At 47.5% G+C, this 14,585-nt stretch carries 15 protein-coding genes; 8 read left to right on the plus strand and 7 right to left on the minus strand.

The annotated features are described in order from the left end of the window. Positions 1 to 2 precede the first annotated feature (2 nt). Complete coding sequence (locus ACED36_RS02685) at positions 3 to 896, minus strand: LysR family transcriptional regulator (protein WP_016958875.1); 894 nt, start codon at positions 894 to 896, stop codon at positions 3 to 5. Positions 897 to 1,027: 131 nt separating this feature from the next. Here ACED36_RS02685 and ACED36_RS02690 point away from each other — a divergent pair, with 131 nt between their 5' ends. Then, entirely contained in the window at positions 1,028 to 1,699 is a 672-nt protein-coding gene (locus ACED36_RS02690) for a type 1 glutamine amidotransferase domain-containing protein (RefSeq protein ID WP_017007319.1), read from the plus strand. A gap of 176 nt (positions 1,700 to 1,875) precedes the next feature. On the opposite strand, the gene ACED36_RS02695 is transcribed toward ACED36_RS02690, so the two are convergent. Both ACED36_RS02695 and ACED36_RS02700 read right to left on the minus strand, forming a co-directional pair. Continuing rightward, positions 1,876 to 2,634: a trans-aconitate 2-methyltransferase gene (locus ACED36_RS02695; protein WP_017003696.1), complete on the minus strand. Its 759-nt coding sequence runs from the start codon at positions 2,632 to 2,634 to the stop codon at positions 1,876 to 1,878. Positions 2,635 to 2,680: 46 nt separating this feature from the next. Then, positions 2,681 to 3,106 carry a MarR family winged helix-turn-helix transcriptional regulator gene (locus ACED36_RS02700; RefSeq protein ID WP_017007320.1) on the minus strand — a complete coding sequence of 142 codons (426 nt, stop codon included), beginning with the start codon at positions 3,104 to 3,106 and terminating at the stop codon, positions 2,681 to 2,683. Between the two features lie 285 nt (positions 3,107 to 3,391). Between ACED36_RS02700 and ACED36_RS02705 the strand changes: the two genes are divergently transcribed. From ACED36_RS02705 to ACED36_RS02725, 5 genes are all read left to right on the plus strand, one after another. Next, entirely contained in the window at positions 3,392 to 4,132 is a 741-nt protein-coding gene (locus ACED36_RS02705; protein ID WP_017003697.1) for a response regulator, read from the plus strand. A 2-nt stretch (positions 4,133 to 4,134) separates the two neighbouring features. Further along, on the plus strand, positions 4,135 to 5,439 hold the full coding sequence (locus ACED36_RS02710) for an ATP-binding protein (protein ID WP_371732739.1): 1,305 nt from the start codon (positions 4,135 to 4,137) through the stop codon (positions 5,437 to 5,439). 93 nt (positions 5,440 to 5,532) lie between these two features. Beyond that, positions 5,533 to 6,309 (plus strand): outer membrane protein OmpV, encoded by a 777-nt coding sequence (gene ompV, locus ACED36_RS02715; protein WP_017003699.1) that lies wholly within the window; start codon positions 5,533 to 5,535, stop codon positions 6,307 to 6,309. Positions 6,310 to 6,671: 362 nt separating this feature from the next. Beyond that, the gene (locus tag ACED36_RS02720) at positions 6,672 to 7,976 is read left to right on the plus strand and encodes a solute carrier family 23 protein (RefSeq protein ID WP_016962494.1); all 1,305 of its coding nucleotides are present in this window, start codon (positions 6,672 to 6,674) and stop codon (positions 7,974 to 7,976) included. Further along, entirely contained in the window at positions 7,973 to 9,337 is a 1,365-nt protein-coding gene (locus tag ACED36_RS02725) for an amidohydrolase family protein (RefSeq protein ID WP_371732740.1), read from the plus strand. The genes ACED36_RS02720 and ACED36_RS02725 overlap by 4 nt, the downstream gene beginning before the upstream one ends. Positions 9,338 to 9,461: 124 nt before the next feature. On the opposite strand, the gene ACED36_RS02730 is transcribed toward ACED36_RS02725, so the two are convergent. Continuing rightward, positions 9,462 to 10,277 carry an SDR family NAD(P)-dependent oxidoreductase gene (locus ACED36_RS02730; RefSeq protein ID WP_017003700.1) on the minus strand — a complete coding sequence of 272 codons (816 nt, stop codon included), beginning with the start codon at positions 10,275 to 10,277 and terminating at the stop codon, positions 9,462 to 9,464. 198 nt (positions 10,278 to 10,475) lie between these two features. Between ACED36_RS02730 and ACED36_RS02735 the strand changes: the two genes are divergently transcribed. Both ACED36_RS02735 and ACED36_RS02740 read left to right on the plus strand, forming a co-directional pair. Next, positions 10,476 to 11,384: a LysR family transcriptional regulator gene (locus ACED36_RS02735; RefSeq protein ID WP_016962497.1), complete on the plus strand. Its 909-nt coding sequence runs from the start codon at positions 10,476 to 10,478 to the stop codon at positions 11,382 to 11,384. Positions 11,385 to 11,738: 354 nt separating this feature from the next. Next, positions 11,739 to 12,650, plus strand: a complete 912-nt coding sequence (locus ACED36_RS02740) for a hypothetical protein (RefSeq protein ID WP_026024341.1) — start codon at positions 11,739 to 11,741, stop codon at positions 12,648 to 12,650. Between the two features lie 260 nt (positions 12,651 to 12,910). On the opposite strand, the gene ACED36_RS02745 is transcribed toward ACED36_RS02740, so the two are convergent. From ACED36_RS02745 to sigZ, 3 genes are all read right to left on the minus strand, one after another. Further along, positions 12,911 to 13,447, minus strand: coding sequence for a hypothetical protein (locus ACED36_RS02745; RefSeq protein WP_017003703.1), 537 nt, complete (start codon positions 13,445 to 13,447; stop codon positions 12,911 to 12,913). A gap of 246 nt (positions 13,448 to 13,693) precedes the next feature. Continuing rightward, complete coding sequence (locus tag ACED36_RS02750) at positions 13,694 to 13,831, minus strand: hypothetical protein (protein WP_198928362.1); 138 nt, start codon at positions 13,829 to 13,831, stop codon at positions 13,694 to 13,696. Between the two features lie 172 nt (positions 13,832 to 14,003). After that, a complete protein-coding gene (gene sigZ / locus ACED36_RS02755) occupies positions 14,004 to 14,549 on the minus strand; it encodes an RNA polymerase sigma factor SigZ (RefSeq protein ID WP_371732741.1) in 546 nt (181 codons plus the stop codon). Positions 14,550 to 14,585: the final 36 nt, after the last annotated feature.

Here is a 14,585-nt window from a genome sequence, read left to right on the forward strand (position 1 = left end):
TGTTATTCCTGCCACCCTTCAAAGTGCGTCAACAAATGGTCGATAGCGAGACGCGCTTTGAGTGGCAAGAACTTACGGTTTTGATACACCACCCAAGAGGTGATTTTTCGTGTCCAAAAAGGCGCGAGAACAGGAACCAGTTCGCCCTCATTCATTGCCTGCTGGAAACTGCTTTTTGGCATGTAACCAATCCCCAATCCACCTTTACACGCCTCCACCAAGGCATTGGCGTTGTTGCATCGAAAACGCCCAGACACCTTCACAGGCATCTCTTTGCCATCGTGTTCAAACAGCCAAGTGTCGTTGTTGGTGATTAAGCACGAATGCTTTGCCAACGCTTTGGGGTGGTTGGGTTCGCCGTGTTTCAACAGGTAATCTGGCGAGGCCACCGCCATTAGACTGCGATCAGCGAGCTTTCTCGCCACCAGCCCTGAATCTTGCAATCGACCATAACGGATGGCGAAGTCGATTCCGTCTTCCACAAAATTCACATGTCGACTGCTGAAATCCACTTCGACCGTCAACTTAGGGTGCTGTTTGGCGAATGTTACCAGCGAAGGGGCGACAAATTGCTCAGCAAAAGATCCCGCCATGCTGATACGCAGCGTACCTTGCAAATCAAACTGCGTACCCGTCACCCTCTCATTGGCTTGATCAAGCCCGCTAACAAGCTCTTGGCATTGCAGATAATATTGCTGCCCCGTTTCCGTCAGCTTTACCGAGCGTGTCGATCGCGCAAACAGCGCCGTTCCTAGTCGCTGTTCTAATCGAGACACTTGACGAGAAACATGGCTGACCGAACAGTTCAAGCGACGCGCTGCCTCGCTGAATCCTTTAGCATCGGCCACTGTGACGAATTCGACAATGCCATCAAAGCTGAGTGAGTGAAGGTTCATTACATTATTGCCATATAGCAAAGACGGTTTTCTATTTTAGCGGATTATCACCTATATAGCGAAAGCATAGAATGGCTGGCATCGAACGGCTTACCTTCATCCAAGTCGACTCGCATTAAAAGGACTACGTTATGAAAAAGATTCTTATCATCACTACGAATCACGCCACGCTTGGCACAACGGATCAGGCTAACGGCACTTACGCCCCTGAGATGACCCACGCGTTGGATGCTTTTCTGCAAGCTGGTTTCAGCTACGACGTCGCCTCTATCAATGGTGGCGCTGTGCCTTTCTATGGTGAAAACATGGAAGGCGATGACGTGAACACGCGCATTTTCAACGACGCAGAATTCCAATCTCGCGTGAACAACACCATTCCCGTGAATCAAATCAACATCGATGATTACGATGCCATTTTCTATCCGGGTGGCTTCGGTCTGCTTTCTGATTTGGCAGAACATGTTCTCACGGCAAGCCTAGCGGCAACGCTCTACGAAAAAGGCGGCGTGATTGGTTCTGTGTGCCACGGCCCTGCTGCTCTGCTTCCTATCACGCTGAGCAATGGACAACCGTTGATCGCAGATAAAACCGTGACAGGCTTTACCCGTGAAGAAGAAGTGGATTTTGGCACCATCAACGACATTCCTTTCTTGCTGGAAGAGTCGCTGACGCGCAAAGCGGCGAAATTTAGCAAAATTCAGCCTTGGGGTGTGCATGTGATTACTGACGATCGCCTTGTGACAGGCCAAAACCCTGCCAGTGCACATGGTGTAGGTGAAGCAATGGTCGCGCTGCTTAAATAGCGCTACACGCACGCAAAAAAGAACAGATTTAAACGTCGGTGACGAGCGAACCACTGCTTTGCTCAACACTGACGTTTTCCTTTTGGCTTTTGGAAGTGCGCGGCTTTAACGACTGATTATGCCACCAGCGCAGCTTTAGGCTGCGCTGGCTCGTTTTTGGACAAAACCTTGTTAGCTTAAGACAATCGAGTGCCTATAATTGCTGTTCGACATTCCGTGCTCGATGATTCAGGTTTCGTATAAAGTTCAACACTAAATCCTACCTCTTCCATAAGTTGCATATAATACTCAATACCAAATAAACCCAATTCCATACGGTCAAACTCTATGTGTGTTACTCCTTGTTTTTGTTCATAGTATGAAGTCAGTACATTCAGTCGATTTTTATCCGTAGGATGACGCTCGATATAGTCGATAACCGTCAAGTCTGTTTCAGGAAGTGATGTTGTGCGATGATTAACAATAGGTTTATTAATACTATCTCCGTCAAATTCAGGAGATAAAGCAAAAACACCTCCGTAATTTAAGTGCTGGTAAGCGTTTGCAAACGTAGCCCTAATATCATCAGCATGGAACAGGTGACCGATACTGTCATGTAGCAAAATAAAATCAAATTTCTGCTGTAGACAAAACTCCCTGATATCTCCCTGAATGGTGTTTACATTAGGGTTAAGCTGCTTACACTTTGTCAGCATATCTGAGGATAAATCAATGGCAAATGCTTCAACATGAGAACCGATGTGCGAGAGGAGGTGCCCAGGACCTGAAGCTAATTCCAGTAACATTGGCAAAGTTTTAGCGCATTTTTTTTCAATAAGTTGCTGCCAAAAATGAGCCTCTCCTTGGTAATCATCTCGACTAATCACGTAGTCATAGTATTTTGACAAATCACCGTAAAGACGGTTGGTTGAGATATTGTGGTGGTTGAATTTCATTATATTTCCATTATTTTTATTTTTATTTTTATTTTTATTTTTATTTTTATTTTTTCAATAATATATCGACAGCCTTGGATAATAGCGAATTAAACTGCTCATATTCCGTGTCAGAAAAATCATGCCGAAATTCACTATCAACTTGTTGATATATGTTTATCTCTAATTCACGTAGAGCATTCGCTTTTTCTGTTGCGACCAATCTCACTCCTCTGCCATCGGCGTGATTTTTAATTTTTGCAAGGTATCCCTTGGACTCTAACTTGCTCACCATACTGCTAGCAGAGGCGTTGCTAACATTCATCTGGCAAGCTAAAGAACTAAGTGATACATCTTCTATTAACCCATTAAGTGCGTAGAGGTAATCTAATTCATTGTTTGTCAGTTCGTTGCTTGCTTGGTCACTAATTTTAGAGCGCCAACGGCGCCATAATTCGAACTCAAGTAGTTCCAGGCTCTTAATCGCATCCATAGTATCTCCGATATTAAATTAGTTAGTCTAACTAACTAATTTAATGTAAGCAATGCCAAAGTTTTACTCTAACTCACAATGGGGCACAACCTAGCCAGCTTTCTACCTCACCCGCAATCAAACGCCCACAAATCGATTCAGCAATGCAATGAACGCGCCCAAAGCGCCCGCAGGCCTGCCTACACTTTCGGTTTACTCATTCAAAATTCATAACCACTTAATCGCTGAGACTGTGCTAAAACAGTTTGTGGATCATATTGTTTACATGAATATTGAGGACGTCAGATGGCAGCTACTCCCCGTCTTTTTATTGTTGAGGATGATGATAAGCTTCGTCACCTCCTGTCCTCTTATTTCAGGGAACAAGACTTCAACGTTAAGGCGTTTGATCGAGGAGAGGCTGCAGTTGCCGCTATTTTATCGGAGCAACCCGACATCGTGATGTTGGACCTCATGCTACCTGACATCGACGGCCTGACAATTTGCCGACAGATACGTGCGCAATTTTCTGGCAAAGTACTCATGCTGACAGCCAGTGATGATGATTTCGACCACGTGGCTGCGCTGGAAATCGGCGCGGATGACTTTGTTACCAAACCGATAAAGCCGAGAGTATTACTGGCTCGGTTGCGCGCGTTGATCCGTCGGGCTGACAGTCAACCCAAGACAACGGAACACTCGCCATCAATCGCATTCAACACCTTGGCTTATGGCCGTTTAACACTCAATAAATCTCGTAAACGGTGTGCATTGGCAGAGAAGCATATTCCCTTATCAGACAGTGAATTTGATCTTTTATGGTTGCTCGCAGAATCAGCGGATAAGGTGTTATCCAGAGACACACTCACCCGTGCAGTAAGAGGCATTGAATATGATGGGTTGGATCGTACCGTTGACAACAAAGTGGTCAGTTTGCGTAAAAAACTAGGAGACAACCCTGCCTCACCCTGTCGCATCATTACCGTCAGGGGAAAGGGCTACCTTTTTGTGCCTGATGCCTGGCAAGACTCTCAACATAACGTGTGACTATGTGGCGCATTTATATCGAATCATTTATCGGACTGTTTTTTCTCTTTATTGTCAGTCTGTTTGCCTTCGACTACGTGGTCTACCAACTCAATCCGGATTATGACAATGTACTGGAGGACATGCAGGCCGCAGCCGTTCACCGTGTCCTCAGTACCTTGTCTGAGCCACAAGGCAGCGAGTTTACGGCGCAATTGCTAGCCAACTATGCCGAATCCACAGCCAGTACCTTGAACATGGTGCCAGTGGATGTTGCACCTAAAGAGGTGAGAGACTATTTCGCACAACATTCGCCGCCCCACCCTTATTCCTTTCATGATAACGATCGAGCACTTTGGCTCATCTTTCCTGACTCAAACACTTTCTATCAAATTGCCCCTGATGAGACAGCAACGGTCAGGCAGAAAATTGACTTTAGCGACTCACTGTTTTTCGTTTTCATTGCGGCCGGTTTCTTAATTTATTCAAGCTGGTTGATCTGGTTTATCGGTCGTAGAACACGCGCCCTACAGCACGTGACAGCGGAATTCGCCAAGGGTAACTTAAACGTGCGAGCACCGACTAACAGCGGCAGCAAAGTGGGAAAAATGAACGAAAGCTTTAATGAAATGGCGGACAAAATATCCCAACTCATTACCAGCAACCGCTCTCTCACCCAAGCCGTCGCCCATGACCTTCGGACACCGATTTTTCGCATTCAATGGCAAGCCGAAATTATTCATGAAGAGACCCACTCACCTGCGCTAAAGAAAAAAATCGCGAGTATTATCGAAGACACGGAGGAAATGGAGCAGTTAGTCGATTCACTGCTTTATTTCGCTAAGGTAGGCCGTCAAGACGCACCGCTCAACAAAGAGGAAATTGCGGCCCGCCCCTTTATCACGCATTTGATAGCGCGCCTCCCGAATGCCCAATACCGTCAAATAGACGCAATGATTGACCCTGACATCGTGTTTATGGCTGACAAAACGTTACTAAAGCGCGCGATAGAAAACGTGTTAGTCAATGCCATGAGGTACTCAGTATCAAGGGTGACAGTGCATTGTTCTCAACATGCGCAAACCATTAAAATCATCGTTGAAGATGATGGCCCCGGTATCCCAGAGCCGTTTCGCGAGCGCGTTTTCGAACCCTTTTTTAGCGTTGACCCGTCAAGGAACAAAGCAAATATGGGGCACGGGTTGGGGTTATCCATCGTTAAGTTAATCGTTGAGAAACATGACGGTCAGGCGACCTTCGAAGAAGGCTCCACGGGCGGTGCCAAACTCGTTCTTACCATTCCAAACCCTGACTCTGACAATCAGTGACAAAGTAGTCACCAACTAATGACAAACTGATCCTTTTGTCAGTCTGATTGATTTTGTACGGTGTTCACAACACGTACAGCTAAGGACAGAATCATGAAAAACATTGTCGTTTTATTCTCAACGCTTGCCGCAGCCTCTGCCGTGCATGCCGCGGGGGACACATATATTTTAAACGGTAGTATCTACACCAAACAAAACACATGGATAGCGGAGGCGGGCGTTGCTGGCATCAGCGATCTCTATAAGGAACAGGATGATTCAGTCGTTCCTGTGTTGAATTTTGGCTACCACGGTGATGACTTCAATGTCGATTTGAATGGCGCGAACTATCGCGTCTACGGTACAGACAGTGATCAGGTAAACATCGGGGTTATCCTGACCAGCGCTGGGCTAGCGTATGACGATGACACCTCAGATTTTCTAAAAGGTATGGATGACCGTGACTTGAGTGTCGACCTCGGCTTGAACGTAGATTTTAGACTCGGGACAGGCGTGATTTCGACCTACTTCCAACACGATGTATCGGGTGCCTACAAAGGATATATAGCTGGTGCAAGATACTTCGACATTGCCACCATCGGTGATGCTGATTTTGTCTCTTTCGCCGGCGTGATGCTGCAAAGTAAAGACTTTGTCGACTACTATTTTGGCGTCAATCAAAACGAAGCGCGAGCCAATCGCCCAGCCTACACCGGTGACAGCAGTGTGGCTTATGAGTTGGGATACAAGCTGATTTATCCTCTCAGTGAAAGCTGGAACCTGACACAGTCAACGCAATACACACGTTTAGGCAGCGACGTTGCTGACTCTCCCATTGTTGACAGCGCTAACCAATGGATGGTGGGAGCAACCATCGCCTATCACTTCTAAAACGCGAAAAAGCCTGACGACAACATCAGGCTTATTTTTCCGCAAACTGACGCAATGAACACCTTACCTGTTTTACCGATAGCACTATGGGTGTTGAGCCGTTGAGAGACGAACGACAACCACGAGGATTTTCTTAACGTGCCTACCACTGCTTTATCGTCCAATTTCCTAAAATGCCCACAAAACCACCACTCAAACGCGCAATCGGGAGAGATCGATAAAAACCCATACGCAAACGATTGCCTTCCTTCAAAAAGCGAGTAAGATGCGCGCCAATTTCAAGGCGTTACTGACGTTGGTTGCTCACCAAAGGGCCAAGTGTATGCCTGCCGATTTCAAGACTCACTTTGGTACTAAAACCTATGAAAACTGCTGTTCCTTTGAATATCGATGAAAAGATCTCTTTGCCGAAATCTTTGTCTCTTGGCGCACAACATGTGCTGGCGATGGACCTCTATATCGTCCCAATTATCCTTGCGGGTTTACTGTCTCTTTCTGTTGGTGATACATCTTCTCTCATCCAAATGACGTTTATCGTTGCGGGTCTGTGTACCATCATTCAATCTGGCTTCTTACTCAAATTACCCGTCATGCAAGGCCCCTCTTACATTCCTATCGGCGCCATTGCCGCAATTGGTAAATCCATGGGCATGGGCGCGGTGTATGGTGCGATGATCCCCGTCGCGATTTGTGTCGCGCTACTCGGTCGCCCTCTGAATCTGTTCAGCCGTTTGGTTAAAACCTTCGTGCCGCCAATCGTCGGTGGCACAGTGATCATCGTGGTGGGCATTTCTTTGTTGCCGGTGGCATTCAATGGTATTTACACCGCTGACCACCCTGCAGAGAATATTCTTATCGCCATGGCGAGTATGTTCTCCCTAAGCGCGTTCATTTTACTTGGCTGCTTTATCAAGCAACTTCATTGGCTGCGTTTGGCTTCCGTATTAGGCGCTATTGTCGTCGGCACTCTAGTCGCAGCATCAATGGGCATGGCGGACTTCTCTGCGGTATCCCACGCCGCATGGATAGAGCTTCCAAGCTTGTTGCCGTTTGGCGAACTGGTATTCGATCCGATCGCCATCCTGACACTGCTGTTCGTCACCATGATTGTGCTGGTTGAAACCACGGGCACTTGGTGCGCGGTCACTGCGGTAACGGGCACGGAGTTGGATGACAACCGTTTGAACCGCGGCGCAACGGGTGAAGCAGCAGGTCAATTTATCTGTTCTCTACTGGGCGGAAGCCCTGTGACGGGTTATTCGACCAATGCGGGGATCATTGCGGTAACCGGCGTGGCATCTCGTCGCGCGATTATCGCTGGCGGTTTTATTCTTCTCGTTCTTGGCCTTGTGCCGAAGCTGACCAGCCTGATTGCTTCTGTGCCACATGCTGTCATTGCTGGCATCTTTGCCGTGATTTGTGTGGTGATTGCGATGAACGGCTTCCGCGTCGTCCAAAACATACACCTGACCGAACGCAATATGTTAGTGATTGGGTTGCCGATCATGCTGGCGCTTGGCGCAGTCTTAATGCCTCGTGAAATCATTTATGCGCTGCCAGAATTAGTGGGCTATTTGGCGAACTCAGGCATTGCGATTGGTGCGCTTGCCGCTGTTATCTTGAATTTTGTTCTCCCTAACGAAGCGCCGCTGGAGGCTGAAGCATGATTGACATGGCCCGTATTCAATTTGGTATTTTGGCGGACACTTTCCATGCCCCTGTAAAAGGTGAGCTGGCGTTTATTCCAGACTTCTTGATCCTTGTTGATTTGCGTGGCGACATTGTTGCTACCTTCCATTCTGACGATGTGGATTACGGCGTTCATCTGAACGCATTATGCGAGTCACTGACGCTGATCACCGTTGAGAAAGGCCAGTACCTGATGCCAGGTTTGGTTGACTTGCACTGTCACGCTCCGCAGTGGCCACAAGCTGGCAAAGGCTTAGACCTGCCGCTTTACGATTGGCTACAAAACTATACCTTCCCATTGGAAAACCGTTACAGCGATTTAGCATTTGCTGACACGGTATACCAAGACGTGACCCGCACACTTTTGGCGAGCGGAACCACCAGCGCGGTGTACTTTGCGTCTATCCATCGTGAAGCCTCAGAACTGTTGGCGAGCATTAGCCTTGAGCAAGGCCAACGTGCGTTCGTGGGCAGAATCAACATGGATAACGCAGAACAATGCCCTGCGTTTTATCGCGAGTCATCCGTTGAACAATCACTCGCTGACACGGAAGCATTCATTCACAACGTGCGTGGCCTGAAAGGCAATGAACACGGCTTAGTGAAGCCAGTGATCACCCCTCGCTTCGTGCCAAGTTGCACCGAAACATTGCTGCGTGAATTGGGAAAATTGGTTCAGCACCACGACGTTCACATGCAAACCCATTGCTCTGAAAGCGACTGGGCACGTGATTACGCACTGCAGCACTATGGCAAGTCAGACATTGAGATTTATGCAGACGCGGGGTTGTTGAATAACAAAACCGTGCTGGCACACTCTATTTTTCTGACCGACAACGACGTTGCTGTGATGAAAGAATTTGATGCGGGGATTGGCCATTGCCCGTTGTCGAATATGTACTTTGCCAATGCCGCCATGCATACACGCGAGTTACTAGACAGCGGTGTGAGTATTGGCCTCGGCAGTGATATTGCTGGCGCACCATCGCCTTCGATATTCCGCGCCAGTTTTGACGCAGTTACCCATTCTCGCGTTCGCGAAGACGGTGTAGATTCACGTTTGGTCGCTGCCGAGCGTGGCGTTACGGGTTCGCGTGTTAGCTTTGTTGAAGCATTCTGGATGGCAACCGCTGGCGGTGGACGTGTGTTGAATGAAAAAGTCGGTGTGTTCGAAAAGGATTTCCATTTTGATGCGCTCGTGATCAAACCGAGTGCCTTAGGTAACCTGCGAATTTGGCAAGATATGGACACCCCTCGCGATATTTTGGAGAAAATCGTGTCGTTGGGCCAACGCTGCGATATCGACAAAGTCTGGGTACAAGGCAAACAAGTTCGATAGCGTCTATACCCAAGTAACCGTATTGATACCAAAATTAAAACCTCCCCTGCTTGCGCATCGGGAGGTTTTTATTTAGCTGAATGGCTAGGGTCTGTTGACCTTTGGTGGTTTAACATTTGGTGGTTTAAGAGTGAATGCCAAGTTTGCCAAGCATCTCGTCCATTGCCATCACCAAGGCTTCGTTCTTGCTTGAATCTAGCGCATCAGAATGCGGCTGTGTAAATGCACCAATGTCATTATCAAAGTAACGACCAGAAGCTTCAGCAAACTTATCACTCAGGGCTGCATCAACTAACACATCAGCACCAATGCTTAAGTCTTTACCTTCTGAGCCGTAAGCCTCTTTGACCATTTTGCTCCCCAGAAATGACGCCGGATTGACAGCAATTAGAACGGGTGCATCCGACCCCAAGGTCTGAGCCAACAAGAAACTCCACATGGTGATAGCTAATTTGCTCTGTGAATAAGCAGCGCTATCAGACAATTCTTGTCTGCCTCTCAGCGCCTCCAAGTTCACAGGTGCTTGAGCCGCCGAAGACAAGTTCACCACGCGACTGTCTGCGTCCATCGATGGCAACAGCGCTTTGGTCAGCACATAAGGTGCCAATGTATTAACCATAAAGCGCACGTCGTAACCCTCTTTGGTCACTGCCGTCGGCACTTTAAATACGCCAGCATTATTGATCAGCACATCGATACTTGAGTACTTCGCTTTAATTTGTTCAGCCATCGTGACCACTTGAGACAAATCCGACAGGTCAGCCAAATATGTATCAAACTTTGCATTCGGGTAAGCATCAGCCAGTGCATTCTTGGCCTGCTCCAATTTGGCACTATTACGACCATGCAACAACAGCGTGTGGCCGTCGGCTGCCAGTTTCTTCGCCGTTTCAAAGCCGATGCCATCTGTGGCGCCTGTCAATAATAGGGTCTTTTTCATCATGCTCTTCCTTTAATCATTGTTTGGTACGCGGCCTTTTCCTGATCGAGTATATCAATCAGACGTGGATTCGCACTCTATCCCCCAAGCGCTCGTACATCAGGTGTTCAACGAATCAATGGAACGAGCCTAATACTTTGTATAAAGTGTATAAATGATAGAAAAATAAAATCAGAATTCGGATTTTGGAGATAATGGATGAACACCAATAGCATCAAGTTATTTGTTCTCGCCGCAGAAACGCTGAACATCAGCGCTGCAGGTCAGCAGCTTGGGCTTGCCCCTTCTGTCGCAAGTGCTTGGCTGTCCAAACTGGAAATGGAAGTCGGTGCAGATCTTTTTCACCGAACCACACGCAAAGTAACCCTATCTATTGAAGGCACCGAGTTTCTCCCTTACGCCAAAGAAATCTTGGCGCAGCAGGAAGCCGCTTTTGCCGCATTAGGTCGCGGTAATCCCGATGTCAGTGGCACGTTGCGATTTGCCGCTTCCAGCACATTCGCACAACACTATGTCGTTCCCATCCTTGCAGAATTTCTAGCACGCTACCCTAAAATCAACGTGGAACTGATGCTCTCGGACACTCAGGTCAAACTCATTGAAGGGGGTTATGATTTGGCATTGCGCAACCTTGCTGCCGAAGACAGCAGCCTGATTGGCCGACGCCTTGCCAGCGATACCCGAGTCCTTTGCGCATCGCCCGAGTATTTAGCGGCCAAAGGCACTCCGCAAGCACCAGAAGATCTCATTGAGCATCAACTACTGGTATTTATGAAAGCCAAATCCAGAAAACTGATCGCCAGCAACGGCAAGCGAGAATGCACATTTCCCCCAGCTAGTGCCAAACCAAGAGTTGTTTGTGATGATGGTGCCAGCATACGCATCGCTGCCAAAGCGGGCGTCGGTATCTGCATGAGTTCGATCTGGAATATCCGCAACGATCTGAAAGACGGTACTCTGGTGAGGGTTCTGCCTGAATATCATGTTGATGACCAAAGTTCCGTGTGGCTGGTTTACCCTAAATCCAATGTGCTGACGGCCAAAGTTCGTGTCTTTATTGATTATCTCGTTGAGAAAATTGGTAAACCGCCAGTGTGGGAACAATAAATCCGGTAAACGGCGAACAATAGGGCGGTTCAAGTTACTCAGCGATGCCCCGCCCTAGTCTTCCTGCTAGTTACTTCGACGGCTATCTACTTGAACACAAGCATGCTGAACAGATGCACGCTCACATCTAACGCTACCACCACTTCTTCTATCTACTCTTTCTCTATCATCGCCTTTTTATTATCGTGCCTTCTTATTATCTGCCAAATCAAAATAATGATTCCTCATTTGGCTTATTTATTCACTTTTTGAAGCGAATTACACTTCTCCCATCAACAATTGTTAGCCGACAATCGGCGACTGTTTAGCAAAAGGAGAAGCGAGATGAAAAACACGGCCACTCACAACGACAACGTGACTTATGATCCCCTCACTGAGGCTCGCGCGCTAGCATTGCCTTCTCGCGAATCCATGTTGCAGCGTGCACCATCGGTCAAACGTTTCTGGGACACCAATACCCCTTTGCTCACCGAGGCTTGGCGCGCATGGGAAGCGAGTGAAGAATCACCTAATTTCAAGCCTGACACGTCACTGCTCGACCCAAAACTCAGAGAAGCCGTTGAGCAAGCATGGCTTGACCCTACGAAGGAAGCCGCTGTCCAAGATCTCTGGGAAGAAGTATCTGCCGGCGTCTACCAGGCGCAGTTCTTTCACCCAGAGCGCCTAGCCGATCTGCGTGAATATCTTGAAGCAGTGGCTGATGCCGGTATTCCCACGCGTCCACCTTACGGAATCGCGCTAAATCGCCGCGGTGCCATGCTGGACCCACGTTCTGAGGGCTATTTAGCTGCGCCAGCATTTCAAGCGTTTTATCGTGACGTCATGGACCGCTACATGCGCCCTATCGCAAGGCTTTTGTTCCCCGGCGTGATGGGTTATGACAGCCAGACTTTTGGCTTTTCGATTCAGTATCAGGTAGGAATAGACACATCACTGCAACCACATACTGATGCCAGTGCAGCGACGTTGAATATCAATATGAACCTGCCAGATGAATCGTTCGCAGGGTCAGAAGTTGATTTCTATGACAGAGTCTCGGGCGAGGTGAAACGCATCACGTTCAAACCGGGTACTGCGATGATCCACAGAGGTAACATACCTCATGCGGCTCATCCTATTACCAGCGGCACGCGAAGCAACATGGTGCTTTGGCTATACGGTGACCGAATGCAAATCCCGGTAGCTGGCCAACGCATTGAGCAAGTCGATGCCAAGCTGCGGTGGACTATACCCGCGGATGAAGCAGACAAATTTGCGCCGTTCTAGTGTGTCAATGAATAGGAACTATCTGAGGAGTGGGAGCTATCTGTGGACAGGCACATTTAATATGCCTTGGGTCACCTACGAATCTGGCAGGACATGGACACCCTGGCGATATTTTGGAGAAAATCGTGTCATTGGGTCAACGCTGCGACATCGACAAAGTCTGGGCACAAGGCAAGCAAGTTCGATAATTTCTAACCATCATTCAACCTCCCCTACGTGTGTATGGGAGGTTTTGTTACTGCGCTCTCATCGCTCGCTCATCATTCAAGAACAATAGAGATATAATTCGTTTTGTACGGCGCGATAGTGGCCTCGCCGGTCGCATAATACTTTGTGCCTGTCTCTTTAGATTGCACTTTAAAATAGTACTTGCCCGCCGCAACGGTAATCGTTTGATAAGTCCCCTCGCTTGCAATGAAAATACTATCATCCGCGAGCCAGCCTTCCGGCGACACGTCAAAGAGATTCCCATTGCATTCCAAAGAACCCGTTCTCGGCTGAGAGCAACTTTCGACAAATATTTCCGTTCTGGAATTGGGGTTTTTTACTGTTTTGGTCACTGTTATCGAACCATAATCTCGACTTGACCTTTCTGCGTCGAAAATCGAAATCGTCTCTTTCTCTACGCTAAAGCCTTTGTCATTTTTCACCACGGTGCCATTGCCAATGCCCCCTACAGAGCCTAAAACCCCATTTATGGCACCGTTAACACCATCATTAACCACTTGCCCTAAATCTTTATCCGCACAACCAGACAAAGTTGCGGTTACCACTATCGCCAACGCTAATTTCTTCATACTCTTTCCTTTTTATTCTTATTTACATCCAATGCCGAGAGAACATTAACACCACTGAAAGCACGTGAGATGTCTCAAAATAGAGTTCAACTGCAACCAAGGAATCGGCGTTCACATATGTCACTGTTTGCTCACTGGCATGGTTGTTTTTGCAAAGAGAAATCAAAGCGGCTTTCATTAAGCGGACACAAAAAGAGCCACAATATGTGGCTCTACGGCAAAGCGATTAAATGGCTCAAAAAGCCGTTAGTGATGACCACCATTGTGGCAATCAAAAAATGAGAGGCTTGGCATTGACCAGTCGTGTGTCAAATGCGTGTCTAACGCATACGCAGTGCCCGTTAGACCGAAAAGCACAAGTGCAGCAATTGCGAGTTTTTTCATTGAGTAAATCCTTATTATTTTTTGCTTATACCCAAACAACGCAGCAAGTATCGTTGTTTTCGCTGCAAAAAGAAGGAGATTTACCTAGCTTCACGCTTAGTGACAATTCAATGACATAAGGACAAAAAACCGCCTTTCTAAGACGGTTTTAATCCTCGGATTTTTAGAACCGTTATTGGCATCGCACATCGCCTTTCTGACGCGCTTCGTAATCAATCACACTGCCATTCTTATCGAGGGACAACTCGCAGCACTCGTGAAATAGCGAATTGATCTTTTCTCGGCTTTTTTTAAGGCGTGATTTCAGCGTCGAGTAGTTGATTCCCATTTCTTCGGCATACGCCTTTTGGGACTGTCCATGAAGCTCAATGGACGTGAGCATTTCTGCGTCTTCTTCCGGCAGCGCTTGAATGAAAGGCAGCAGGCAAGTGAGAAGATCTGCACGCACTTGTTCCTTTTCTTTCTCAAACCAAAGGTCTTCTTCACCAATTTGATTTAAGCGACCCTTTTGACGATAAAAATCGATAATGGCATTGTTCGCCACCTGAAACAGCCAAGACTTCACTTTCGTCCTGTCTTTCACTTCATTAAGGTGAAGATAGGTTTTCAGCAAGATGTCTTGCAACAAGTCTTCGACATCATCAGAGCTGGATACTTTCGAATGAAGAAAAGCTTTCACACTCGATTGGTACTCACCCCACACTGTTTCAATTGTCATCGTTTCACTCTTTAAGCGCCGCGATCACTCGCGGCT

This window comes from Enterovibrio sp. FF113 (genome assembly GCF_041439165.1).
Taxonomy (GTDB): domain Bacteria; phylum Pseudomonadota; class Gammaproteobacteria; order Enterobacterales; family Vibrionaceae; genus Enterovibrio; species Enterovibrio norvegicus_A.